The organism is Microbacterium testaceum (assembly GCF_001476655.1).
In the GTDB taxonomy this organism is placed as follows: Bacteria; Actinomycetota; Actinomycetes; order Actinomycetales; family Microbacteriaceae; genus Microbacterium; species Microbacterium testaceum_C.
On the sequence record NZ_LDRT01000049.1, the window covers coordinates 1 to 23,363 of the forward strand.

A 23,363-nucleotide genomic window follows, 5' to 3' on the forward strand; every position below is an offset into this window, starting at 1 on the left:
CCAGAGCATCGGGGGTGCGGTGCGCGCGGCGGCATGGGGGCCCGGTGCCGAATGGGCACTCGACCAACTGCCGGCCCTCTGCGGCAAGCTCGACGACCCCGACGGGTTCGACGCTTCGCGGCATCCGTCGGTCGCCGAGTGGCACCGGCGGCACCCCGATCTCCGGATCGGACGCACCGATCTCGTCTTCGATGCCCTGGTCAGCGCGATCATGGAGCAGAAGGTCACGAGCCTGCAGGCGTTCTCGGCCTGGCGCAGCATCGTCACCTGGTACGGGGAGCGCGCGCCGGGGCCGACGCCGCGACCGATGTTCGCCCCGCCCGATATCGAGGGCTGGCGTCACGTGCCCTCGTGGGCCTGGCACCGCGCCGGTCTCGAGCCCCCGCAATCCCGCACGATCGTCGAGACGGCGCGCCGAGGCGAATCCATCGTGCGCGCGGCGAGCGGCGCCACCGACGGCGAGGCCCGCGATCGCGTGTTCATCAGCCTGCGCGGGGTCGGCATCTGGACAAGCGCTGAGACACGTATCCGCGCGTTCGGGGATCCGGATGCCGTGAGCGTCGGCGACTATCACCTCGCGCATCAGGTGGGCTACGCCCTCACCGGCCACCGCACCGACGACGACGGCATGCTCGAGCTGCTCGAGCCCTTCGCGGGGCACCGGCAGCGCGTCATCCGTCTCATCTACGTGGGATCGGCGCTCGAACCCCGCCGGGGCCCGCGCCTGCACCCCGAGGACCATCGCGACCGCTGAGGTTCAGTGCCCGCGCGACGCCCGCCAGTACCCCGTGAACGAGATCGCGCGCTTGTCCACGCCCGCGCGAACCCAGTGCCGACGCATCGCGGCGACGAGAGCCTGCTCCCCCGCCACCCACGCGTACGCGGGCACCGCCGCGACACCCTCGACAGCGGTGTCGTCCCGCGCAGCGTCGCGGACGGCGACGCCCGGGGTGGCGTCCGCGACGCCGCGGACGACCCATCGCACGTCCACCCCGGCGGGCGCGACGAGGTCTCGCACGTCGCCGGCCTCGGGCACCTCGATGAGAGCGGTGCCGGTGGCTCCGGCGGGAAGGGAGGCCAGGATGCCGCTGATCGCCGGCAGGGCCGTCTCGTCGCCCACGAGCGCGAAGGGGCCCGTCACTCCACCCGCAGGGGTGAAGAGGATCCCCTCGTCGAGGATCGCGACGGCATCGCCGGGCTCGCAGGTCTCGGCCCAGGTCGCCGCCGGTCCCGCGGTCCCGTCGGCTGCGGAGCCGTGGATCACGAAGTCGACGTCGAGCTCGGGCCCGTCCTCACCGGTGGGGCGGAACCCGGCGACGGTGTAGTTGCGCAGCACCGGACGTTCCGTCTTGGCGATCGCCAGGTACCGGAGATACGCGAAGGTGTCGAGTTGCTTCGGCAGGCGCGACAGCGTGCCCTCCGCCACGGGGAGGAACAGGCGGAACCACTGGTCGCGGCCGAGTGGCGCGAACCGGGAGAGCTCTTCGCCGCCGAGCGTGACGCGCGCGAAAGACGGGGAGAGACGCCGCCGTTCGCGCACCCGGAGGGTGAGGAGCGTGCTGTCGAGGGGCTTCTGCCGCGTCTGCGCGGCGTTCGTGCGAGCCATGTCGTCCTTCGCGAGGGATCGGGGTGGGGGTGGGGGCTGCGCCTAGGCTGAGCACATGACGCAGACAGGGACCGGTTGGCCGCGAGGACGCACATACTGGGTGCTCGGCAGCGTGCTGCTGCTGGGTCTCGGCATCCTGTTCGGGTTGATCTGGCAGAACGTGTGGCTGGGCGTCATCCTCGCCGCGGCTGTATCGGTGGGATGGCTGATCGCGTACGAGTCCAGCCGCGGCCGCAATGTCGGCGTGAACGACCCCGATAACGGCATCCAGCTCTGACGGCGATCGCCCACCAAGAGGAGACCGCTCACCGGTGGTACGGCCGCGCCTCTGATCCGACATGAAGTTAGGTTAGCCTTAGCTTTGTGATGATGTCGAACTCGACCCTGGGAGCCCGTCTCGAACCCCGCCGCCACGAGCTCGTCTTCCGCTCGGCGTCCCTCGCCGCTCGCACGTTCCTCACCCCGTCGTACGTGCGGCTGCGCCTCGAGGGCAGCGAGCTCCGCAGCTTCGATTCGGCCGGCACCGACGATCACATCCGCGTGTTCTTCTCCTCGGCACCGACCGTCGATCTCCGGTCCGCGCCGAGCCGCGAATACACCCCGGTGAGCTGGGATGCCGAGCGCGGCTGGCTCGACATCGACGTCGCGCTGCACGGCGACGGCGTCGGCAGCCGCTGGGCCGAGACGGCTCCCCTCGGCGCACCCGTGGGCGTCGGAGGGCCGCGGGGGTCGATGGTGCTCGTCGGGCGTCCGGACGCGTGGCTTTTGGCCGGCGACGAGACGGCCGTTCCCGCAATCCGCCGATTCGCCGCGGCGATGGACGACGACGCAGTCGGTCGCATCGCGATCGAGGTGCCTGATGCAGCGCACGACCTCCCCGTGGCCGCACCTGCGGGGGTGCAGGTGATCCAGGTGCACCGGGGCGACAGGCCGGCCGGCGCGGAGCTCGCCGATTGGCTCGACGCACTCGATGTCGAGGAGCAGCCCGAGGGGTGCGTTTTCGGCTTCGTCGCCGCCGAGCAGTCGATCGTCCGCGCCGGACGCGCCCTCCTGGTCGACCGATGGTCAGGCGACCCGGCCGCGACCGTCGTCAAGGGCTACTGGAAGCGCGGCACGGCGGAGTACCACGCGCCACACTGATAGCAGGCGGGGAGCGGGCATCGACGTGCCGCGACGCGGACCGTGCCGCGTCGTGTGCTCCGCCGCCGGCGAGACGCGCGTGTCCCGATTCGGTGCTGCGCTGCGCTACGCGCGCTCGACGCCGGCCGCGAAGGCGAGAACGCGCGCTCGCAGGAACGGCGTCGCATACACCGCCGACGCACCGGGTACGGGGGCTGCCGTGGCCGTCGCCGTCGCGTCGCTGAGGGCTCCGCGCACCAGAGACACCTCGGCCCCGGCGTCGGCGAGCGCGTCGACGGCCCGCACCGCGTACTGGTCTCCGACGGCGATGCGCTGCTGCACCGCCGCCGTCGGGTCGACGCCGTCGGGCACACGCACCGCCTGCTGCGTGACGAGCGGGGGGACCGCCCGGCTGAGGGAGGTTGCGGCGAAGGCGAGACCGAGCCACGCATCGCCGCCGGCGATCGACTCGAGATCTTTGCGCGCCGTGTCGTAGGCCGCGAGCCGCACAGCCGGAAGATCGCCCGCGCGCACGGGTGCCTCTCCCGCGCGCGACTCGTATGCGTCGGTGGCCGCGATCGCGGCGCGCCGCAACAGCGAGCCGAGACCGTCGAGGTCGGCATCACGCGAGATCGACCCCGACCCGGGGCCGAGCGCATCGCGCAGGGCGGCGCTCTCGCGCGCGCGGGCGAGCGCCGAAACCGCGAGCGCCGCGGCGGTCGGCGCCGCTTCTTCTCCGGCGGCGAGGGCTGCCTCCGCGGAGACCGCGAGCGCGTAGGCATCGGCCGCGGCTCCGATGACCTCGAGTGAGAGATCGGCGGCGTCGAGCGTCTCGGGAGGATTCTGCGACGCCGCCGCCAGCAGGTCCTCCGCCGCCGTGCGTGTGCCACCGACCGATGCCGCGTCGACATCGGATGCACCGGCGACCGCGGCGACGTCGGCCGCGGCCGCGGCGGCAGCGAATGCTCCGCTGTCGTCGCCGGCATCGCGCAGTGTCCGTGCGCGATCAGCGGCCGCCCGGGAGCGCTCGACGAGGGTCGCATCGGTCGCGGTCTCGAGAGACGACTCCACGCGGGCCAGCGCACTGTCGATGGCGACGTCGAACGCACCATCCCCGGGCTCCACCGGCCCCTCCGTCGCGGTCGGCAGCGGGGTCGGCGAGGCGGCGGGGGTGGGGAACGCCGCCTCGGGCAGGTCTTCGGCCGTCATGATCGCGTACGCGCCGGCCACGTCGGCGACCTCGGTGATCGTCATCCCGCCGGTGGCCGCGACCTGGTCGAGGTCGACCGGTCGGCCGTCGGCATCCGCCGCGATGCGTTGCCCCGCGGGGACGAGGACCGTGTCGATTCCGCCGGCCTCGATCGCCGCCGTCACCTGCTCGGGCAGGCCGGCGACCGGGCTCACGGTGCCGAACGGCGTCACGCCGCCGGTGAGGGCGACCCCAGGCTGCACCTCGGTGCCGTAATACAGCGCCAGCACGCCCACGGCGGTCACGGCACCGGCGGCCGGGGTGTTGATGCGGGCGTCGAAGCCGAACGTGTAAGCCGTGTCGGGGCGCGCCCCGGTGAGCAGTGTGGCCGCCGTCACCGCCGTCCAGGTCGCGGACTGCGTGACCGGGGCGACGCCGCTGACGTCGTTCTCGGTGATGTCGATGCTGAGGTCGCCGCCGTCGGTTGACGCGGCGGTGATCCGTTGCGAGGCGACGCCCCCTTTGCCGCCGCTGACGTACAGCACGGGAACGGTGAGCTCACTGCCCTCGAAGTGCCCGTCGGGCTTGCCGCCGAAGCCGAGCGAGAATCCCAGGTCGCATCCGGCCAGCACCAGCGTGCACGCGAGGGCCAGGGCCGTCGCGGCTGCCGCGCGGGCTCTCACGCCTCGGTCTCCTCGACGTACAGCGCGCAGGTGGTGTCGTAGTAGTCGGCCGTCTCGCCCACCGGACGCAGTCCGATGCGCTGCGCGAGCGCGCCGGAAGCCGAGTTCGCGGGGTTCGTGACGGCGACGATCCTGCGGATGCCGCTCTCGTGCGCGAGCGCGAGGACCGCGGCCGCCGCCTCGGTGGCGTACCCGGATCCCCACGCGTCGGGGTGGAAATGCCACCCGATCTCGATGTCTTCCGGCCGGCCCTTGCCCGCACCCGCCGACCACGGGATGCGCTTGAGCAGCACCGAGCCCAGCCGTCGGCCCTCTCGCGTCTCGACGGCGCGGACCCCTAGGATGCCGTCGGCCAGACTCGTCCAGCGGTCGAGGGTCGCGTCGACCTCGACCGGATCGGTCATCACCTGACCGTTGCCGAGGTACTGCCGCACCTCGGGGCGTCGGTACATGTCGAACAGGAACGCCCGGTCGTCGTCGGACCGGGTCCATTCGCGCAGCACCAGACGCTCGGTCGCGAGACGCGTCCGCCGCATCGGCACGTGCGGGATCCCGTCCTCGGCGAACGGCGCCCCCGACACGACGAAACCGAATCGTCCGTACCAGGACGCCAGGTGAGCCTGCGCGTCGAGCAGGATCGGGATGCCGGGGGCCTCGGCATCCAGGATCTCGACGGCCTCGCGCATGAGGTCGGCGGCAAGCCCTCGGCCGCGAGCGGAGGCGGCGGTGGCGACCCGACCGATACGCGTGTTCGTCGACTCGCGCAGGAGACGGAGGGTCGCGAGCACGTCGTCGCCTTCGCTGACCCACATCAGCTCGGCACCCGGTTCGATGTCGCGACCGTCGATCTCGGGGTACGCGGCCTCCTGCTCGACGACGAACACGGTCACGCGCAGCCAGAGCAGGCGGTAGAGGGTGCGGGGGTCGATCTCGGCGACGGGCGCCCGGTGCAGGGTGACGGCCATCCTTCGACCGTACCCCGGCGTACCGACATCGCTCATGCCCCGAACAGGGCGCGGGCCACCTCGTCTCCGAACCGGCGCGGTCAGCCCGCGCCGAAGCGCCGCGAGGCGGCGACCTGCTCCGCGACGCGACGGAGCGCGAGAATCAGCGGCTCGACGAGCGCGGTTCCGAGCACGACATAGCGCACGGCGTCCTCGATCGACGTGTCGGGGGTCGCGGCCAGCTCCGCCTCGGCGATCGCGGACAGGTGCTCGAGGTAGGACGCCATCACGGGCTCAGGCACCATGAACTCGGCGCGCTCCAGCGTCGAGAGGGCATGCGCGACGGCCGCGAGCTGGTCGGGGAAGCACTTCTCGGGACTTCCCCCCATGCGCTCCAGCAGCGCGGTCGCCTCGGTGAGATCCGGATCCCCGACGATCTCGGGCGTCACGGCGGCATTGGCCGCACCGAGCAGGTCGTAAGGGTTCTCGGGCGGCTCCTCGAGCACACCGACGACCTTGCGCACCCCCGCGATCCCGACACCGGCGTCCACGAGCGCGCGGATGACCCCGAGCCGCTGCACGTGCGCGGCGCCGTACGAGGCCTGCGTGGGCGAGGAGCGTTCCCCCTCCGGCAGGAGCTTCTCGCGCAGGTAGTACTTGATCGTCGCCACGGGGACTCCGCTCTCCGCCGACAATTCCGAAATCCGCACCGTGACCCCCTTGACTGGATAGCTCTACTATCTAACACTGGATAGCATCACTATCGAGCGAGGACGAGCCCATGGCATCCATCAATCCGGGTCGGATGACCCACCGTTACGACGGCGAACTCGTCGTCTTCCACATCGGGATGACCGTCAACAAGTGGTGGCGGCCCGACCAGTGGATGCCGCTGATGGGCGACATGCCCCGGATGCTGCGCGAACTCAGCGTGGACCCCGACTCGGGACTGCTCGGCTTCACGATGCTTCTCGGCTCGCGCGGGCCGTATCTCGTGCAGTACTGGTCGTCGCTGGAGAAGCTGTACGCGTACGCCTCCGCCCCGGAGCACGAGCACCGCCCCGCGTGGACCCGATTCAACCGACGCGCGCGGAAGACTCCGGGTGCGGTCGGCATCTGGCACGAGACGTACGTCGTCGAGCGCGCCGAGACCATCTACGTCGCGACACCCCCGATGGGATTGCCGAAGGCCACCGAACTCGTGCCGATCGCGTCCCGCCATGACCGCGCTCGAGCGCGCGTGACGGACGGACGGACCCGGGGTCCCGCCCCGGGGAGCTGAGGGCCAGACTGGGACCATGGCCTCGATCCTCACGACCGCGCACGACCTGCACGACGCCCTCGCAGCCGGAGCCTTCCCCGACGGGGGGCCGGTGCGCGTCCTCGACGTCCGCTGGCGCCTCGACCGCCCCGACGGGCGCCCCGCGTACCGCGCCGGACACATCCCGGGCGCGCAGTACGTCGACCTCGACCACGATCTCGCTGCCCACGGCGCGCCGACCGAGGGCCGGCATCCTCTCCCTCCCGTCGAGACGCTGCAAGCCGCCGCGCGACGCTGGGGCATCGACGCGGGCGACACGGTCGTGGTCTACGACGATCTGAAGAACATGTCGAGCGCGCGGGCGTGGTGGCTGCTGCGGTACGCGGGAGTCGCCGACGTCCGGTTGCTCGACGGCGCGTTGGCGGCCTGGACCGGTGCCGGCTTCATGACGGAGGAAGGGGATGCCGAGCCCCCGACGCCCGGATCCATCGCTCTGTCGTACGGGGCTCTGCCGACGCTCGAGCTCGACGAGGTGGGCGCGTTCGCCGAGTCCGCGCCGCTGCTCGACGCCCGCGCCGGCGAGCGCTACCGCGGCGAGGTCGAACCGATCGACCCGCGCGCCGGTCACGTGCCCGGGGCGATCAGCGCCCCGACGACCGAGAACGTCGGCGACGACGGGCGCTTCCTCGAGCCGGATGCCCTGCGCTCACGATTCCGGATGCTGGGGGCCGAGGACGGCATGACCGTCGGCGTCTACTGCGGCTCCGGGGTGACGGCGGCGCATCAGGCCGTCGCGCTGACGCTCGCGGGATTCGCGCCGCGCGTGTTCCCCGGGTCGTGGAGTCAGTGGTCGAACCACGAGGAGCTGCCGGTGGCGACGGGGCCGGAGCGGCGGTAGCGGTCCGCCCGGTCCCTTCGACGCGCTCAGGGACCTCCGCCGCGGCCCAGGGCCTACGACCAGAGCGCGCTCAGCGGGACCTCTCGCCCCAGCACGTTCTCGGCCGCACGGTGCCCCGACAGCATCGCGCCCGGTACCGTCGCGGGATCGTCGCCCCAGGTCGCCTCGCCCGCGAGGTGCAGGACCCCGCCGACCGGGACGGCCAGGTCATCGTGGTCGGACCCGACCGAGCCCGGGAGCATGTAGGCGTAGGAGCCCCGCGAGAACGGATCGTCCTGCCAACGCGTCACGACCGCGCTCTCGGGCTCGGGAACGTCGTTCCCGTAGAGCCGTCGCAGCTGTGCCAGCGTCGAGGCGACGATCTCCTCATCCGCCCACTCGCGCGTCGCCACCGCGGCGGGCCCCGCCGCGAACGTCAGCAGGGCGGGCTCGTCGTGGATCCGACCGAGGTCGTACCACGAGTGCCACCACTCCCCCTCGGCACCGAGCTGACGGATGCCGTAGACCTCGGCATCCCAGAATCTCTCGGGAAAGCGCAGCACGACCTTCTCGAAGGCATTCATCCGCAGAAGGCCCAGGGCGCGGCGGTGCGTCTCGGGGAGCTCGGGCTCGATCGCGAGGTCGCCGGACTGCAGGACCCCCACCGGCACGGTGACGACGACGTTCGCGGCGGCGAACGAGCCGTGGTCGGTCTCCACCGTGACGCCGTCCGGCGACCAGCGCACCGCCGACACGACGTGCGAGAGCCGCACGTCGACCCCTTCGGCGAAATTCTGGGCGAGCTCGTCGTACCCGCGCGGGAAGACGACCTCGTCGCCGTTCACGGTGTCGTCGTCGAGGCCGTGGGCGCCGAGCCCTGTCATCGCGACGCCGTACTGCTCCTGCGCGCGGCGGTCGTTGTACTCGCGTACGCGCGCCGCGCGCGCGGCATCCCAGTCCTGCGCGGCGAGGGCCCGGTCGACGACGTCGGCGTAGGTGGCATCCGGAGCGGAGTCGGCGATGACGTCGACGAGGGCCGCGTTCAGGGCGCGGATGTCAGCGGCGTACTGCTCGACCCCCTCGGCGGAGAGACGCGCGCCGTTCTCATCGAAGTACGCGAGCGGCCGACCGGCCGGCTGGTACCCACCGACCGTGAACTCGACCATCGGCATCCCGAACGCGCGCGCCGCCTCGGCGACCGGGCTGTCGTCGATGCCGTGGATCCAGGACGCGCCGCGGTCGGTCACGTGCCCGCCGGAGCGATCGGTGTGCGTGCGACCGCCGATGCGGTCGCGCGCTTCGAGCACGACCACGCGGCGGCCGGCGCGGGTGAGCAATCGGGCTGCTGCAAGCCCCGAGACTCCCGCTCCCACGACGATCGTGTCGATGCTCTCCATGGATGCCTCCTGGTTGCGGCGGCCCCCACGGGTCGCGTCGCCTTTCCCGAGACCGTAGTGGGCCGCGCCGAGCCGCGACAGCCACCCCGACGTACGGTGCGGCTCATCCGGATCGACGCCGCGTATAGGAGCCCCGACTCAGGCGACCGGCGCCTCCTCGTCGAGGGGCCGCGGGGTCACGCCCTTCCGGCCGTAGCGCCACCAGAAGTACAGATAGCAGAGGCCGACGAAGGGGATGCCGAAGTACAGGGCGGGAGCCTGATCGGGGTCGAACGCGATCGCGACGATCGACGCGGTCAACAGGACGAACGCCAGGATCGGCACCACCGGGTAGAACGGCGTCCGGTACACGAGCGTCGCGACATCTCCCCCGCCGCGGACGAACGCGCGCCGGTGGAAGTACTGAGCCGCGACGATCGACATCCAGACCGCCACGGCGGCGAAACCCGCGATCGACACGAGCACGAGGTAGACGGTCTCGGCGGCGATGACGCTCGAGATGAGCGACACGAGACCGATGGCCAGGCTCACCAGCAGGGCGATCATCGGGATGCCGCGGCGGGTGAGGCGCGTGAACGCGCGCGGCGCGTATCCCTCCTCGGCGAGCGAGAACAGCATCCGCGCGCAGGAGTACAGGCCGCTGTTGCCCACCGAGAGCAGCGCGGTGATGACGACGAAGTTCATGATGTCGGCCGCGTACGGCACACCGACGTACTCGAAGACGTCGACGAAGGGGCTCGAGCTGAGCCCCGCCTTCTCGTACGGCAGCAGCGCCGCGATCACCGTGATCGAGCAGACGAACAGCACGAGCAGGCGCAGGACGGTCGATCGCAGCGCGCGCGGAATGTTGCGGCCAGGATCCTTCGTCTCCCCCGCGGCGACGCCGACCAGCTCCGCACCGCTGAACGCGTAGAACACGGCGAGAGAGGTGATGAGCACGCCGCCCAGCCCCGCCGGTAGGAGACCCTCCGGCGTCTCGAAGTTGCTGAGCAGCACAGCCTCGTGCGGGCTGGTCGACAGCGGGGTGAACCCGAAGATCGCCATGGTCCCCAGCACGATGAGCGCGAGGATCGCGATGACCTTGATGGCCGCGAACCAGAACTCCGTCTCCCCGAACACGCGCGCCGAGATCGCGTTGAGGGTGAACAGGATGCCGGCGAACACCAGACACCACACCCACACGTCGACGTTCGGGAACCAGCGCTGCATGAGGATTCCGGATGCCGTGAACTCCGACCCGAGGGCGACGACCCAGCAGAGCCAGTACAGCCACGCCGTGACGAAGCCTGTCGCCGGCCCCATCGTGCGCGCCGCGTAGATGTGGATGGACCCCGAGACGGGGTAGACCACGGCCAGCTCGCCGAGGCACACCATGACGAGCCAGACGACGAACGCACCGAGCAGGTATGCGAGCACCGCCCCGAGCGGGCCCGCCTGGTGGATCGTGTACCCGGAGCTGAGGAACAGACCCGACCCGATCACGCCGCCGAGGGCGATCATCACCAGGTGGCGCGCGCTCATCGCGCGGCGCAGCTGCCGTTCGGGGGCCGGGCGCGCGTCCGTCTGTCCGTCCATGGGGATCCCACTCTCGTGCTCGAGTCGAAAGCCCACGGGCTCGCGTGCGCCGCGAGCCAGAGTAATGGACGCACAGGGCCATCGGCTGTTCCTCCCCTCTTCTCACGTCACCGAGGGGGACACGCGATCCGCAAGATCGTCGTCCGCGCGGGCTGACTACGCTGAGACGATGACCTCCGCCGATCGAGGAGCCCCCGTCGCCGCCGGTGCGAGGGGCGACGGCGCCGCCGACGACGAGGTCACCTCGACCGTCAGCAGGGCGTTCGACGTGATCGCGAGCCTCTCTCAGCTCACGCGCGACGGGCAGGGTGCGTCAGCGACGGACGTCGCCCGGGCCCTGGGGCGGGAACGATCACACGTCTCGCGCACTCTCGCCGCTCTCGCGGATCAGGACGTGGTCGCCCGCGATGCCGGGCGCCGCTACCGCCTGTCGTGGGCCTGGTACACCGCCGCCGAAGACCTCGTCGACCGGCGTCTGCGCCTCGAAGGGCTCAGCGCGCTCGACGACCTCGCCGCGCTCACCGGGGAAGCCGTCTTCCTCGGTGTCCTGCGCGGCGACACGACCGTCACGATCGTCGAGAGCGTGCCGGCGGTCTCGCGCATGATCGGCACCTGGGTCGGCCGCGCCTACCCCGCGTTCTGCAGCGACGCCGGCCAAGCGGTGCTGTGGGACGCCAGCGACGAGGAGGTTCGTGCGATCTTCGCCGCCACCGCGTTCGACAGCGAAGGTCCGCGGGCGCCGCGGTCCGTCGACGACTTCCTGGCCCGGCTGCACGCCGCCCGGGAACGCGGGTACACGATCGTCGACGAAGAAGCCGAGGTGGGCCTCTATTCGGTCGCGGCGCCGGTGTGGGACTTCCGTGGCGAGGTGGTCGCCGCGGTACAGGTCGTCGGCGAACGAGCGGCCCTCCAGCCGCGGACATCGGCACTCGCCGACGCCTGCCTCCTCGCGGCCTCGGCGCTGTCGGCGCGCCTGGGGCACGGCATCCGCTGACTCAGGCCTCGGCGAGAGCGCTCAATCGCTGCGCACTGTCGGCGAGCAGGGCCTCGATCCGGCGGTGGCGAGTGGTGTCGGTGGTCGGGCCGCTCAACGACACCGCCGCGACGATGCCCTGTCGGCCCCGCACCGGGAGGGCGAACTCGTCGATTCCCGCTACGTACTCCTCGTGGGCGACCACCAGTCCGCGCGCGCGGTCGCGCCGCTGCAGGGCATCGACGGCGGCGACCGTGCGAGCGGCACCGGGCCCCCCGACGCCGACGAACTGCGCATCGCCCAGGAGCGCATCGAGTTCGTCACGCGAGTGATCCCAGAGCAGAGCCCGCCCGGCGCCCGTGCACCAGATCGGGGTGACCGCCGCGGGGCGGAGGGTGCCTTCGCCCGCCGCATCCGCGCCCTCGACACGCAGCAGCAGCGCGCGCGGACCGTCGGGGGCGACCACCCGCGCCGTCATGCCCAGGTGCGCGGCCATCGCCCGCAGGTGCACGCGAGCCGCGCGCAGCCACGGTTCGTGCCGCGCCCCCGCGGCGGCGAAGAAAGCCGAGCCCGCGCGCAACGCGGTCGTCTCGTCTCGTTCGACGAAATCGAGGCGACGGAGTTCCTGAGTGACGCGGGACGCGCGGCTGCGTTCGACGCCCGCGGCCTCGGCCAGGCGCGACAGCGCCCAGCCGGCCCGGCCCGACCGCTCCCGCTCGACGGCGGTGTGCAGCAGGGCGAGACCCTGCGTGAGCGAGGCGGGTGGGGTCATCGGTGTCCTTCGGGTGCGGGAGCCGCCGGCGCCTCCTCGTCGACGACGGCGACGGGCGCGACCCCTCGACGACCGTACCGCCACCAGAAGAACACGTAGCACGCGACGACGAACGGGATGCCGAAGTACAGCGCCGCGACCTGGTTCGGGTCGAAGGCGATCGCGACGATCGAGACGCCGAGCAGCACGAACGCGAGGATCGGGACGACGGGGTAGAACGGCGTGCGGTAGGCGAGCGTCTTGATGTCACCGCCCCCGCGGACGAAGGCCCGCCGGTGGAAGAACTGCGCCGCGACGATCGACATCCACACCGCCACGACGGCGAACCCGGCGATCGAGACGAGCACGAGGTAGACGGTCTCGGCGGCGATCACGCTCGACACCAGGGAGACGAGTCCTACGGCCATGCTGACGCTGAGGGCGACGATCGGGATGCCGCGGGAGGTGAGCTTCGTGAACGCGCGGGGAGCGTGCCCTTCCTCCGCGAGGGAGAACAGCATCCGCGCACACGAGAAGAGGCCGCTGTTGCCCGCCGAGAGCAGCGCGGTGATGATGACGAAGTTCATGATGTCGCCGGCGAAGGGCACACCGACGTACTCGAAGACGTCGACGAAGGGGCTCGACGTCAGGCCCGCCTGCTCGTAGGGCAGGATCGCGGCGATGACGGTGATGGAACCGACGAAGAGCACGAGCAGGCGCAGCACGGTGGAACGGAGGGCCTTCGGGATGTTGCGGGCGGGGTCCTTCGTCTCACCTGCGGCCACACCGATGAGCTCCGAGCCGCTGAAGGCGTAGAAGACGGCAAGAGAGGTCATCAGGACGCCGGCGATGCCGGTGGGGAAGAGCCCGTCGGGCGTGGAGAAGTTGCTGAACAGAACGGCCCCGGGGTGCTCGGACGACAGCGGGGTGAAACCGAAGATCGCCGCACCGCCGAGCACGATGAGCGCGACGATCGCGACCACCTTGATGAGCGAGAACCAGAACTCCGTCTCGCCGAACACGCGCGCCGAGATCGCATTGAGGGTGAACAGGATGCCGGCGAACACCAGGCACCACACCCACACCTCCACACCGGGGAACCATCTCTGCATCAGGATGCCGGCGGCGGTGAACTCGGAGCCGAGGGCGACGACCCAGCACAGCCAGTACAGCCAGGCCGTCGTGAACCCGGTGGCGGGGCTGATCGCACGGGCCGCGTAGATGTGGAAGGCGCCCGAGACGGGGTAGGCCACGGCGAGTTCGCCCAGGCACGACATCACCAGGTACACGACGAACGCGCCGACGAGGTAGGCGACGATCGCACCGAGCGGGCCGGCCTGGTTGATGGTGTAGCCCGAGCTGAGGAAGAGCCCCGACCCGATCACGCCGCCCAGGGCGATCATCACCAGGTGGCGCGCGTCCATGGAGCGCTGCAGGCGTCGCAGTGGCACCTGTGTCGCGACGGTCTGCGGGAGGGCGTTCGGGAGGGACGTGGAGTCGGTGGAGCGTGGCATGGCGTCTCGCATTCGGGAAGAAGGGGAACGGATCGCATTTCGTGTGGCATGAACACTGCACTGTGTTCATTTCGCACATGTTTCCTCGGACAGTAGCGGCCTCGGGCGGTCCGCTCAAGGGCGGAGAACGGTCCGCAATCAATCGGGCGATCCGGCGGCCGCACCGACATAACGGCATCCCTCACCGTCGGAATGCCAGGCGCAGAGCGACACGGCGGCGACGGACGATGGCCGAAGACCCCGTCCTGCACCCTCTCGAGGAGACCCATGAACCGTCACGATCTCGCCCTCATCGGCTTCGGCGGCGTGAACCGCGCCCTGGCCGAGCTCATCCGCGACCGCGGTGACGACCTCGCGGCCGAGCTCGGCTTCGCGCTGCGCATCGTCGCGATCACCGACCTGCGCCTGGGCTCCCTCATGCAGGAGGACGGCATCGATCTGGACGCCGTCTTCGCTCTGGCACCCGGCGCCACCTTCGCCGGCTGGCCGGGCGGGGATGCCGAGCCCCGCAACGTCGAGGTCATCCGGAACACGACCGCCGACATCGTCGTCGAGGCGACCTTCACTAATCCGGTCGACGGCGAGCCCGGCGTCTCGCACGTGCGTCTGGCCCTCGAGGCGGGGAAGAGCGTCACGACGACGAACAAGGGCCCCGTCGCCCTCGCGGGCCCCGAGCTGAACGCGATCGCCGCGGCGAACGGCGTGCACTTCGCCTACGAGGGTTCCGTCGTCAGCGGTACGCCCGTGCTGCGCTTCGCCTCCTCCACGCTGCAGGGACTGCGCGTCGACGCGGTGCGCGGCATCCTGAACGGCACGAGCAACTACGTGCTCGGCCAGATGGAGACGGGTATGGACCTCGCCACCGCGGTCGCCGAGGCGCAGACCCTCGGCTACGCGGAGGCCGACCCGACCGCCGACATCGAGGGTTCCGACGTGCGCCTCAAGGTCGTCATCCTCGCCAACGAGGTCCTCGGCGCCGACATCACGCCCGCCGACGTGACCTGCACCGGCATCACGGGCATCACCCCCGCCGACATCGTGGATGCCGCCGCCCGAGGCTCGCGGTACAAGCTCATCGGCGCAGCCGAACGCCTCCCCGACGGCACGGTGCGCGCGAGCGTCGAGCCCGTCGCGCTGCCGCTGACCCACCCGCTCGCCGGAATCAGCGGCCCGACCAACGCGGTGTCGTTCGACACCGACCTGCTGGGCACGGTGACCGTGAGCGGCCCCGGAGCCGGACGCGTCGAGACGGCCTACGCGCTGCTCTCGGACATCATCGAGATCGACGCCCGCGTGGCGCAGACCGCGGTGGCACGGCGATGACCCTGACGATGCCCACCGACGCCCTCGAGGTGCGCAACCCCTTCGACGGCTCCGTGATCGGCAGCGTGCCGACCATCGGCGTCGACGACGTGCCCGCCGTGTTCGATCGCGCCCGCGTCGGCGCCGAACTGTCGCGCGATCTCTCGCGCTTCGCCCGGCACGCGGTCCTGCACCGGGCTGCGCAGTTGCTCGAAAGCCGCGCCGACGAGGCGGCGCAGCTCATCGTGCGCGAGGCCGGTAAGACGATCCGGCAGGCCCGCAAGGAGGTGCGCCGCGCCGTGACGACGCTCTCGCTCTCGGCCGAGACGGCGCGCGCGGCGACGGGCGAGGTCATCCCGTTCGACGCCTTCGAGGGGTCCGAGAACCGCCGGGGGTGGTTCACCCGTGAGCCGCTCGGCATCGTCGTGGCGATCACGCCCTACAACGACGCGCTGAACCTCGTCGCGCACAAGCTCGGACCCGCCCTGGCCGGCGGCAACGCCGTGATCCTCAAGCCGTCGCCGCACACCCCGCTCACGGCGGAGTTCCTCGTCGGCATCCTGATCGACGCGGGCCTGCCCGACGAGATCGTGACGGTCGTGCACGGCGATCGTGACGTGGCCGCGGCCCTCGTCTCGGCACGCGAGGCGCGCCTGGTGTCGTTCACCGGCGGCTTCGCCACGGGCGAGGCGATCGCGCGCGGCGCGGGACTCAAGCGACTCGCGATGGAGCTCGGGGGCAATGCGCCCGTGCTCGTGTTCGACGACGCCGACCTCGCGCACGCCGTCGAGGCGTGCGTGTCGGGGGCGTTCTGGGCCGCGGGGCAGAACTGCGTCGGCGCGCAGCGCATCCTCGTGCAGCGCGGGATCCACGACGCCTTCCGCGAGCGTTTCGTCGCGGCGACCGCGGCGCTGCGCGCGGGTGACCCGACGGAGGAGTCGACCGACGTCGGTCCGATGATCACGACGGATGCCGCCGAACGCGCCGAGCGGATCGTCGACGACGCCGTGCGGGCCGGGGCGCGCGTGCTCGCCGGTCACCGCCGCGACGGCTCGGTCTACGCCCCGACGGTCGTCGAGGGCGTAGCTCTCTCGTGCGAGCTGTGGGCCGACGAAGCCTTCGCCCCCGTGGTCGTCCTCGCGCCGTTCGACACCGAGGACGAGGCGATCGCGCAGGCGAACGACATCGACTACGCCCTGCACGCGGGGTTGTTCACCCGCGACCTCGGCCGCGCCCTGCGCGTGGCGGAGCGCCTGGAAGCCGGGGGCGTCATGATCAACGACTCCTCCGACTACCGCGTCGACAGCATGCCGTTCGGCGGGGCCAAGTACGGGAGCATGGGCCGCGAAGGAGTGCGCTTCGCCTACGAGGAGATGACCCAGCCCAAGGTCGTGTGCATCAACGCATGACCCTCGGATGCCACGCCCTCCGGCCACGAGCACGGGGGCGTGGCATCCTTCCGCGTGGTCGTCAGGGGCGGTCGATGACGCGCGTGAGCGAGATCGACGTCACGGTGTCGGACACACCGGGCAGCGCCGCGATGCGTTCCCAGATCTGACCGATCCGCTCCATCGAGTCGGCGCGGAGGGTGACGAGCAGATCGAACTGCCCCGAGAGGATGTCGCACTGGATCACCTCCGGGATCCGGGTGAGTTCCGTGATGACCCCCGCCCCGCGCATCCGGTCCGCGCGGTACACGAGCACGATCGCGGTGACCCGGCCGTCGTCGATGCGCGCGGGTGCGAGCGTGTACCCGGGGATGAGGCCGTCGCGTTCCAAGCGCTCGATTCGTTGCTTCACGGCGTTGCGCGACAGGTGCACGCGGGCGGCCAGGGTCACCAACGAGATGCGGGCGTCCGCGCGGAGCTCCGACAGGATGCGCTCGTCGATCGCGTCGATGCGGGGCCTGACCATGCTCACTCCTATATGTGCACAATACGCATTGTCATGTGTTTATCTTGCACGCTAGGGTAGCTCACGCCGAACGACGCGTCACCCGCGGTCGGGCAGGAAGGAACCGTCGTGTCCACACGACCCGATCGAGCCGACTCCCGCAGTCTCGCCGAGGCGAGCCTCGCCGTCCACGGGGGGATCACCCTCGACAGCACGCGGGCCCTTCGCACGCCGCTCGTCATGTCGAACTCGTTCGCGCTGCCCGACGACCCCAGCGAGATCAGCTGGTCGGCGACCGCTCCCGGCCTGTACACGCGCAACACCGGTGTCAACCAGCAGGCGCTCGAGCGCAAGCTCGCGGCCCTCGAAGGCGGCGAGGACGCGGTCGCCCTCGCGTCCGGCGTCGCCGCCCTCCACGCGGTGTTCTTCACGCACGTGCGCGCGGGTGACCACGTCGTCGTGAGCGATGTCGTCTACGAAGCGACCTGGCGGTTGTGGACCGAGCTCCTCCCCCGCCGCTACGGCATCCAGGCGACCTTCGTGGACGTGACGGACCCGGATGCCGTGCGCGCGGCGATGCGTCCCGAGACCCGCCTCGTGTGCGTCGAGGCCATCGCCAACCCGACCACGAAGGTCGCCGACATCACGATGCTCGCCGACATCGCCCACGAGGTCGGAGCGGTGCTGATGGTGGACTCGACGTTCACGCCTCCGCCCTTCTACCGCCCCCTCGCCGACGGGGCCGACCTCGTCGTGCATTCGTTGACGAAGTACATCAACGGCCACGGCGACGCGATGGGCGGCGCGGTGATCGGTCGTACCGAGCTGATCGCGCCGATCAAGGCCGACGCGATGGTCGACGTCGGCGGCGTCATCTCTCCGTTCAACGCGTGGATGATCCAGCGGGGATCGGTCACGCTCCCCCTGCGTCTGCGTCAGCACTTCGCGTCGGCGCAGAGGATCGCCGAGTTCCTCGACGCCGACCGGCGGGTCGCCTTCGTCGCCTACCCCGGCCTCGCCTCGCACCCCGGACACGACGTGGCCCGCCGCCAGTTCGGCGGACGGGAGTTCGGCGGCATGATGGCGTTCGCCCTCGACGGCGACCCCGACGTCCAGAACCGGTTCGTGTCGAACCTGCGCCTGATCACGTCGGGGTTCTCGCTCGGCCACGACGACAGCCTCATCGTGCACACCGCCGCCGACGGACCGCGTACCGCGACGTACCCCGCGGAGTTCCGCCGGTACGGTCACCTGCGGCTCTCGGTGGGACTCGAGGACGCGGACGATCTGCTCGCGGACCTCGACGCGGCCCTGGATGCCACACCCCTCTGACCTCGCGACGAGGTCGAGCGGGTGGCACCTCGAACGCTACTCGCAGCCGATCCCGTCACCGTCGCGATCGAGATGAGACCCGTAACCGGGATCTCCCCGGCGCACGGGAGCCGCACCCGCCTCGCGGGCAGCCGTGCAGTTCTTGTAGTACACGGACTTCGGAGCCTCGGGTGCAGCGGCCTCCGGTGCAGCGACCTCGACGACGGGCGGGGCGGCATCCTTCGCCGCGACCTTGCCCTGGAGGTCGGCGATCGTCGCGGCCCGGGCGTCGAGTTCGGCCTTCGCTGTGGCCGCCGCCGCTTCCAGTTCGGCGACCCGCGCCGTGGCCGAGTCGCGCTGCTTCGTCATCGCGTCGCTCGCCGCCGTCGCCGACGCCAGGGTGTCCGCGGACTCCTCCGCCGCCGTCTGCGCCTCGGCGACATCCGACTGGAGGCCGGAGACCTGGGCCTTCAACGTGGCCACCTCGGACTGACTCCCCGCCCCGCCCGACACGGCTCCCACGACGAGCCCCAGCACGAGCGCCGCCCCGGCGACGAGGGCGCCGGTGCGGCGGGTGAGCGTCCTCTTCAGGAACGGCGTCGCCTGTCCCGCCGCGGCGGGGTCGTGCCACGCCGCTCCGTCCCAGTACCGCTGCTCGCCGCCGGCGTGCGGCGCCGCGTACCATCCGGCCGCGGGCAGGTTGATGTGCTCCATCGATCCCCCTCAACCGCCGCGTCTTCGCGGGCGGTGAATGTGTGCGCTCGGGTAGCGCTCCCCGTCGTCATCTTGGCGACACGCACGACGCCGCGCACTCTCCACCGGGCGAAGATGTCGCTCCGTGGCACTGCTCTCTGCGCTTCCCGTCTCTCGCACACGCACGCGGGCGGAATGCGCGTGCGGGAGACGGGCCACGCAGGGGGCGGATCGTCGAGCGAGGTGCTCGCCGCCTCGACTCACGGGAGGGTGACCGGCCCCGCCGATCCGGTGCCGAACAGGACGTGGGCCACGTCGTCCGGGACGGCGAAGTCGGCGAGCCCGAGCCGCAAGGCGGTGACGGCATACTCGGCGGTCGACCGGGAGGTCGCGGCGATGGACGTGAGCGAGGGCGGTGCGCCCGCCTGATCGGGCTGGACGTTGACCATGACGGACACCACCCTGGGGAGGGCGTTCACCACATCGGCGAGCACGCTCACCACCGGAGCGGAGAGGGTGGACAGGGTGGCACCGAGGGTCGTGATGCGGTCGAACAACTGCGTCGTGAGCAGATTGGCCAGGGACGCGGTCACCGCAGAGCCGGATGCGGTGAGAGTGTTCAGGATCGTGGTCAGCTGGGGGAGGCCGGCCACGCTCAGAGCCGCGTTGATGGTGTTGACGATCACCCCCGTCGGCTGGTTCGACACAGTGACGCCGATCGTCGCGGTCCCGTCCACGACGGCTCCGATCGTCGCGTCCACGCCGAGCGACACCGTGGCGAGGGTAAACCCGGCGGCCGAGACGCTCGTGGACAGCGTGATCTTCAACTGTGCGTTCCGGATCGCCGTGCGCAGGGCGTCCGTGACGTCATCGGCCCAGTCGTCGAGGAGTGCCCCCGCTTCGGCGACCATGGCGTTGACGACCCCCGCGTTCAGGACGAGCTCCGTGTTGGGCGCGGCACCGTTCAGCGGACCCGTGAGCCGCTCGAGGTCGACGAGGATGCGTCCGTTCGCGAGATCGATCGTGAATCCGTCGCCCTGGAGTTGGAGACCGAGGAACGGGGCGACCGTCGACTGCAGGTTGAGCCCGCTGATCGTGACAGTGCCCGTCATGCTCGCGGCGGCGATCCCCGGCACCCGGAGGGCGAGGGCGGACCGCAGGTTCTGCGCGATCAGCCCGTTCTGTCCGATGAGTCCGGCGACCGCGGTCTCCAGCTGCCCCACCGTCGTCGTCACGGCTCCGGTCAGCGCGCCCACCGCCGGTGAATCCAGCGTCACCCCGAGAGAGGCGATGCCGTAATCCCTCTGAGAGACCGGCTGCGCGGAGGCCACGCCCCACACCTGCTCGAGGAGAGCCGCGCACCCGTCCAGCTGAGAACTCGCCGCGACCGCGCCGACCTCGAGCGTCGCCGTCTCCAGGCCGGTGATCGCGGGGAGCAGATCGGTGAGGTCGATCGTCGCCGGCCGCGGCAGATCGTCGTCGGGCGTCGAGTCGGAGACCAGGACCGCTCCGGAGTCGTTGATCAACCCGGAGGCGCCGGCCGCGCGACCGCTGGTCGCCCCCTGAGCCCACTGATTCGCCGCCCCCAGGGCGGCTCCGGGAAGCCCGACGCTGAACCCGGTCAGATCCACTCCCACGATGCCCAGGGCCGTGACGTTCAACGGGTTCGCGAAGGTGTACACGGGCGGGGTGGAACCGAGGTCGATCGCGTTCGCGGGATCGGGGACCGGGGTGCCGTCGGCCTGCACCGTCAGGCGCATGTCATCGAGTTGGGCGATCGCGTCGAGGTCGATCCCGAGCAGTTCGCCGGCGAGGAAGGTGCCGCGCGAGCGGCTCTCCACCGCCGGATTCTGCGCACAGTCGAGTGTGGCCGTCCCGAGCGCGTCCTCGTGGACCCACTCGGCGTCGTTCCAGCTCGCCGTCGTCGCGGTGATGCCCAGCGGCACCACGAGCACCGCCCCGATCGACGCGGCCAACGCCGCGCGTACCGATGTCTTCACCGTCGTCCTCCGTTCCGTGCGATGCGCAGCGACGCGCCGAGCCCCAGCAGGCCGGCCGCGAGCGCGCCGACGCCGATCAGCGCCGTCGGGTCGAACCCGGTGACCGGCAGTCGATCCGGCGGTCGGACCGCGACATCGTCGATCGACGTGGCTGTGAGACCGATCCCCATCCGACCGCGCAGCCCCATCAGCGAGGTGTCCTCCTGCGCCGCGGCGGAGTCGTCCACCGAGAGCGTCACCAGCAGGAACTGGGGCGCGGAGGGCGTGAGGGGACGCAGCTCGAACGACGGCGACGCCGAGGTGTAGTCCTCGGCCGGGGTCGCCAGCGTGACGGGGCGACTACCCGATGCGCACAGAGGCCGGTCCGGGAAGCCCGCCCACGGCGCATCGCAGACGTCGACCTGCATGATCAGACCGCGCGGCGTCTCGGCGAGCGGACCGCTCTTGCGCAGTTCCAGGGCGAGGGTCGCGCGGGTGGCGTCCTCGAGTCGTGCGCGGATCTGCCAGAAAGCGGGGTCCCCGGGGCTGAGGTCGAGGAACTCGGCGGGGTAGGGGTCGGAGGAGAGCACCAACCGGCCCGGCGCGCCCGTGGGTGGGACGTCGACGAACGCCGCGCGGGCCGCGTCGGCGACGAAGAGGCCTCCCGCTCCGATGAGCACGAGGGAAGCGGCGGCGGCGAGGACCGCGCTGACGCGCCGGCGACCGGCGCGGAGAGAGAGGGACATGGGTCTCCTGGGGTCAGCGGGAGGGGTGGGACGTCTGCGTCCGGGGCGATGAGGGCCACAGAGCCCACGCGATGACCGCGGCGACGAGCACGGATCCCCCGAGCATGGCCGCGGGCGCCTTCGCCGCGGTGATGATCGATCCGGCGACGGGTGCACCGACGAGGACGCGGGCGGCGGTGGTCACGACGTACGGACGGAGATCGGCGGAATCGTTCGCGTCGCCGCGGAGGGTGAGGCTGCGGGCCTGCGGATCCCCCGCGACGGGCTGGACGTCGACGATGCGGTGGGTCACCTGGGCACCGTTGCCCGGGCGCCGTACCGTCACGACGTCTCCGACCGCGAGGTCGGCGGCGTCGACCGTCTGGGTGATCGCGGCGGCACCGGTGGGGAGGGTGGGAGACATCGACCCGGTCATGAAGACGATGATCCCCAGCCCCCACACGGCGCTCGCCACCAACCAGGTGACGGTGAGGATGCCGAGGCATCCGACGAGGGTGGTCACGGCATCCCGAATCCGCTCGATCGGCGTGACCGCTTCGACGGCGGACGCTCCAGCGGATGCCCTGTGTCGGGGGCCCGCGGCGTGCGCGGCGACGGGGCGGGATGCCGTGACCAGATCGTTCACGAGGTGGCCACGAACTCCCAGGCGGGGGCGATCGTCCGGCCCATGTAGTCCTCGACGGTCGTTCCACCCGCCAGCGGGATCGGGTCGGGAAGCGTGACCTCGAAGCAGTAGTACTGCACCGAGCCGGACGCCGCCGCGAGCGGCTGCGTGACGGATCCACCCGTACCCGACAGGGCGCCATCGGCGATGATGGTCGCGCCTCCCGTGAATGCCGATCCGTCGCACGTGAAAGCGGTGGCGCTCGTCGCCACGCGAACGTCGAGGGCGTCGAAGAGCAGGTCGCCCGCATCGTTGACGGTGATGCCGGCCCCCGTGACCGCGGGCTGGAGCTCGACGTCGCCGGCGATGGACGCAGCCTTGGTGCGCAGCGCCACGGCGGCGTAGACGCTGTCGCCCGGGGTGAGTTCGGTGCCGAGCAGCCCGGCCGCGGTGAACACCATCTCCCCACCGGGGTTGTCCGGCTCGTCCGTCCAGGCGGCGGGGTCGAAGCCCGGATCGGTGTTCTGCTCGATCGCGAAGGTCGACGTTCCGACGCCGGGTCCCCCCGCACCATCCCCTCCGAACACCCACTCGGTGTCGGTCCAGGCCGCCAGGGTCGCGGCGACGCCGACCCCGAGAGCCGCGCCGCCGGCAGCGACGGCGAAAATACGACGCCGAACGACCCGGCGCTTCTGGTTCTCCATAGAAACCCCTATCAGTTTCGATCCACTCGGCCGATACCGAGCGGGCGGGGCGACCCCGCGGGGCGAGCCTCCCGTCCTGAAGGGCGCGCGCCCAAGGCCTCGGAGCGGGAATCAGAGCGAACCTCAGTGGATGCCGAGAGCCCCCTGTCCGTTCGAATGAGAACGCGCGGTTCTTCTCGACTACTGAGCCGAGAGGTAAGTAGTGCGGAAGCCGGACAGCCGCCCCGAGCTGCGTGCATGCG

Annotated in this window: 23 protein-coding genes; 9 read left to right on the plus strand and 14 right to left on the minus strand. The window is 71.3% G+C overall.

The features are described 5' to 3' along the window. Positions 1 to 754: DNA-3-methyladenine glycosylase family protein (locus NS220_RS08135; protein WP_058623578.1), on the plus strand; the 754-nt coding region annotated here is incomplete at its 5' end. A gap of 3 nt (positions 755 to 757) precedes the next feature. On the opposite strand, the gene NS220_RS08140 is transcribed toward NS220_RS08135, so the two are convergent. Further along, entirely contained in the window at positions 758 to 1,606 is an 849-nt protein-coding gene (locus NS220_RS08140) for a siderophore-interacting protein (RefSeq protein ID WP_058623579.1), read from the minus strand. A gap of 55 nt (positions 1,607 to 1,661) precedes the next feature. Between NS220_RS08140 and NS220_RS08145 the strand changes: the two genes are divergently transcribed. Further along, on the plus strand, positions 1,662 to 1,883 hold the full coding sequence (locus NS220_RS08145; RefSeq protein WP_058623580.1) for a hypothetical protein: 222 nt from the start codon (positions 1,662 to 1,664) through the stop codon (positions 1,881 to 1,883). Between the two features lie 92 nt (positions 1,884 to 1,975). Continuing rightward, positions 1,976 to 2,746, plus strand: coding sequence for a siderophore-interacting protein (locus NS220_RS08150; RefSeq protein ID WP_058623635.1), 771 nt, complete (start codon positions 1,976 to 1,978; stop codon positions 2,744 to 2,746). 105 nt (positions 2,747 to 2,851) lie between these two features. On the opposite strand, the gene NS220_RS08155 is transcribed toward NS220_RS08150, so the two are convergent. The 3 genes from NS220_RS08155 to NS220_RS08165 form a co-directional block, all read right to left on the minus strand. Then, a complete protein-coding gene (locus NS220_RS08155) occupies positions 2,852 to 4,597 on the minus strand; it encodes a S16 family serine protease (protein ID WP_058623581.1) in 1,746 nt (581 codons plus the stop codon). After that, a complete protein-coding gene (locus NS220_RS19690) occupies positions 4,594 to 5,562 on the minus strand; it encodes a GNAT family N-acetyltransferase (protein WP_153004211.1) in 969 nt (322 codons plus the stop codon). The genes NS220_RS08155 and NS220_RS19690 overlap by 4 nt, the downstream gene beginning before the upstream one ends. Positions 5,563 to 5,642: 80 nt before the next feature. Next, a complete protein-coding gene (locus NS220_RS08165; protein ID WP_058623582.1) occupies positions 5,643 to 6,251 on the minus strand; it encodes a MerR family transcriptional regulator in 609 nt (202 codons plus the stop codon). A gap of 71 nt (positions 6,252 to 6,322) precedes the next feature. Here NS220_RS08165 and NS220_RS08170 point away from each other — a divergent pair, with 71 nt between their 5' ends. Both NS220_RS08170 and NS220_RS08175 read left to right on the plus strand, forming a co-directional pair. Continuing rightward, positions 6,323 to 6,823, plus strand: a complete 501-nt coding sequence (locus tag NS220_RS08170; RefSeq protein WP_058623583.1) for a DUF4188 domain-containing protein — start codon at positions 6,323 to 6,325, stop codon at positions 6,821 to 6,823. A 16-nt stretch (positions 6,824 to 6,839) separates the two neighbouring features. Continuing rightward, positions 6,840 to 7,700: a sulfurtransferase gene (locus NS220_RS08175; RefSeq protein ID WP_058623584.1), complete on the plus strand. Its 861-nt coding sequence runs from the start codon at positions 6,840 to 6,842 to the stop codon at positions 7,698 to 7,700. Between the two features lie 53 nt (positions 7,701 to 7,753). Here the strand turns inward: NS220_RS08175 and NS220_RS08180 are convergent, their stop codons facing one another. Further along, a complete protein-coding gene (locus NS220_RS08180) occupies positions 7,754 to 9,076 on the minus strand; it encodes a flavin monoamine oxidase family protein (protein WP_058623585.1) in 1,323 nt (440 codons plus the stop codon). 138 nt (positions 9,077 to 9,214) lie between these two features. Continuing rightward, on the minus strand, positions 9,215 to 10,651 hold the full coding sequence (locus tag NS220_RS08185; protein WP_058623586.1) for an amino acid permease: 1,437 nt from the start codon (positions 10,649 to 10,651) through the stop codon (positions 9,215 to 9,217). A 169-nt stretch (positions 10,652 to 10,820) separates the two neighbouring features. Between NS220_RS08185 and NS220_RS08190 the strand changes: the two genes are divergently transcribed. Then, positions 10,821 to 11,645, plus strand: coding sequence for an IclR family transcriptional regulator (locus NS220_RS08190; RefSeq protein WP_081323061.1), 825 nt, complete (start codon positions 10,821 to 10,823; stop codon positions 11,643 to 11,645). 1 nt (position 11,646) lies between these two features. Here the strand turns inward: NS220_RS08190 and NS220_RS08195 are convergent, their stop codons facing one another. After that, positions 11,647 to 12,396, minus strand: coding sequence for an IclR family transcriptional regulator domain-containing protein (locus NS220_RS08195; protein WP_058623587.1), 750 nt, complete (start codon positions 12,394 to 12,396; stop codon positions 11,647 to 11,649). Further along, positions 12,393 to 13,889, minus strand: coding sequence for an amino acid permease (locus NS220_RS08200; protein ID WP_081323062.1), 1,497 nt, complete (start codon positions 13,887 to 13,889; stop codon positions 12,393 to 12,395). The genes NS220_RS08195 and NS220_RS08200 overlap by 4 nt, the downstream gene beginning before the upstream one ends. A gap of 267 nt (positions 13,890 to 14,156) precedes the next feature. On the opposite strand from NS220_RS08200, the gene NS220_RS08205 reads away from it, so the two are divergent. Together NS220_RS08205 and NS220_RS08210 are read left to right on the plus strand one after the other, a co-directional pair. Beyond that, positions 14,157 to 15,212 (plus strand): homoserine dehydrogenase, encoded by a 1,056-nt coding sequence (locus tag NS220_RS08205; RefSeq protein ID WP_058623588.1) that lies wholly within the window; start codon positions 14,157 to 14,159, stop codon positions 15,210 to 15,212. 8 nt (positions 15,213 to 15,220) lie between these two features. Next, entirely contained in the window at positions 15,221 to 16,600 is a 1,380-nt protein-coding gene (locus NS220_RS08210) for an aldehyde dehydrogenase family protein (RefSeq protein ID WP_242864566.1), read from the plus strand. A gap of 61 nt (positions 16,601 to 16,661) precedes the next feature. On the opposite strand, the gene NS220_RS08215 is transcribed toward NS220_RS08210, so the two are convergent. Then, on the minus strand, positions 16,662 to 17,105 hold the full coding sequence (locus tag NS220_RS08215) for an Lrp/AsnC family transcriptional regulator (protein WP_058623590.1): 444 nt from the start codon (positions 17,103 to 17,105) through the stop codon (positions 16,662 to 16,664). 108 nt (positions 17,106 to 17,213) lie between these two features. Here NS220_RS08215 and NS220_RS08220 point away from each other — a divergent pair, with 108 nt between their 5' ends. Next, positions 17,214 to 18,416 (plus strand): trans-sulfuration enzyme family protein, encoded by a 1,203-nt coding sequence (locus NS220_RS08220; protein WP_058623591.1) that lies wholly within the window; start codon positions 17,214 to 17,216, stop codon positions 18,414 to 18,416. Between the two features lie 36 nt (positions 18,417 to 18,452). On the opposite strand, the gene NS220_RS19695 is transcribed toward NS220_RS08220, so the two are convergent. The 5 genes from NS220_RS19695 to NS220_RS08245 form a co-directional block, all read right to left on the minus strand. Next, positions 18,453 to 19,109 (minus strand): excalibur calcium-binding domain-containing protein, encoded by a 657-nt coding sequence (locus NS220_RS19695; RefSeq protein ID WP_153004212.1) that lies wholly within the window; start codon positions 19,107 to 19,109, stop codon positions 18,453 to 18,455. Positions 19,110 to 19,348: 239 nt separating this feature from the next. Beyond that, positions 19,349 to 21,088 (minus strand): choice-of-anchor G family protein, encoded by a 1,740-nt coding sequence (locus NS220_RS08230; RefSeq protein ID WP_058623592.1) that lies wholly within the window; start codon positions 21,086 to 21,088, stop codon positions 19,349 to 19,351. Continuing rightward, complete coding sequence (locus NS220_RS08235; RefSeq protein WP_058623593.1) at positions 21,085 to 21,813, minus strand: hypothetical protein; 729 nt, start codon at positions 21,811 to 21,813, stop codon at positions 21,085 to 21,087. Before NS220_RS08235 ends, NS220_RS08230 begins: the two co-directional genes overlap by 4 nt. Positions 21,814 to 21,826: 13 nt before the next feature. Continuing rightward, positions 21,827 to 22,438, minus strand: a complete 612-nt coding sequence (locus tag NS220_RS08240; protein WP_058623594.1) for a signal peptidase I — start codon at positions 22,436 to 22,438, stop codon at positions 21,827 to 21,829. Then, positions 22,435 to 23,121, minus strand: a complete 687-nt coding sequence (locus tag NS220_RS08245; RefSeq protein WP_242864567.1) for a SipW-dependent-type signal peptide-containing protein — start codon at positions 23,119 to 23,121, stop codon at positions 22,435 to 22,437. The genes NS220_RS08240 and NS220_RS08245 overlap by 4 nt, the downstream gene beginning before the upstream one ends. Between the last annotated feature and the right edge of the window lie 242 nt (positions 23,122 to 23,363).

Bases quoted from the DNA above. Each gene is read 5' to 3' on its own strand.
- NS220_RS08140 (WP_058623579.1), bottom strand. From the start codon at position 1,606: ATGGCTCGCACGAACGCCGCGCAGACGCGGCAGAAGCCCCTCGACAGC.
- NS220_RS08145 (WP_058623580.1), top strand. From the start codon at position 1,662: ATGACGCAGACAGGGACCGGTTGGCCGCGAGGACGCACATACTGGGTG.
- NS220_RS08150 (WP_058623635.1), top strand. From the start codon at position 1,976: ATGTCGAACTCGACCCTGGGAGCCCGTCTCGAACCCCGCCGCCACGAG.
- NS220_RS19690 (WP_153004211.1), bottom strand. From the start codon at position 5,562: ATGGCCGTCACCCTGCACCGGGCGCCCGTCGCCGAGATCGACCCCCGC.
- NS220_RS08170 (WP_058623583.1), top strand. From the start codon at position 6,323: ATGGCATCCATCAATCCGGGTCGGATGACCCACCGTTACGACGGCGAA.
- NS220_RS08175 (WP_058623584.1), top strand. From the start codon at position 6,840: ATGGCCTCGATCCTCACGACCGCGCACGACCTGCACGACGCCCTCGCA.
- NS220_RS08180 (WP_058623585.1), bottom strand. From the start codon at position 9,076: ATGGAGAGCATCGACACGATCGTCGTGGGAGCGGGAGTCTCGGGGCTT.
- NS220_RS08185 (WP_058623586.1), bottom strand. From the start codon at position 10,651: ATGGACGGACAGACGGACGCGCGCCCGGCCCCCGAACGGCAGCTGCGC.
- NS220_RS08190 (WP_081323061.1), top strand. From the start codon at position 10,821: ATGACCTCCGCCGATCGAGGAGCCCCCGTCGCCGCCGGTGCGAGGGGC.
- NS220_RS08195 (WP_058623587.1), bottom strand. From the start codon at position 12,396: ATGACCCCACCCGCCTCGCTCACGCAGGGTCTCGCCCTGCTGCACACC.
- NS220_RS08200 (WP_081323062.1), bottom strand. From the start codon at position 13,889: ATGCCACGCTCCACCGACTCCACGTCCCTCCCGAACGCCCTCCCGCAG.
- NS220_RS08205 (WP_058623588.1), top strand. From the start codon at position 14,157: ATGAACCGTCACGATCTCGCCCTCATCGGCTTCGGCGGCGTGAACCGC.
- NS220_RS08210 (WP_242864566.1), top strand. From the start codon at position 15,221: ATGCCCACCGACGCCCTCGAGGTGCGCAACCCCTTCGACGGCTCCGTG.
- NS220_RS08215 (WP_058623590.1), bottom strand. From the start codon at position 17,105: ATGGTCAGGCCCCGCATCGACGCGATCGACGAGCGCATCCTGTCGGAG.
- NS220_RS19695 (WP_153004212.1), bottom strand. From the start codon at position 19,109: ATGGAGCACATCAACCTGCCCGCGGCCGGATGGTACGCGGCGCCGCAC.
- NS220_RS08235 (WP_058623593.1), bottom strand. From the start codon at position 21,813: ATGTCCCTCTCTCTCCGCGCCGGTCGCCGGCGCGTCAGCGCGGTCCTC.
- NS220_RS08245 (WP_242864567.1), bottom strand. From the start codon at position 23,121: ATGGAGAACCAGAAGCGCCGGGTCGTTCGGCGTCGTATTTTCGCCGTC.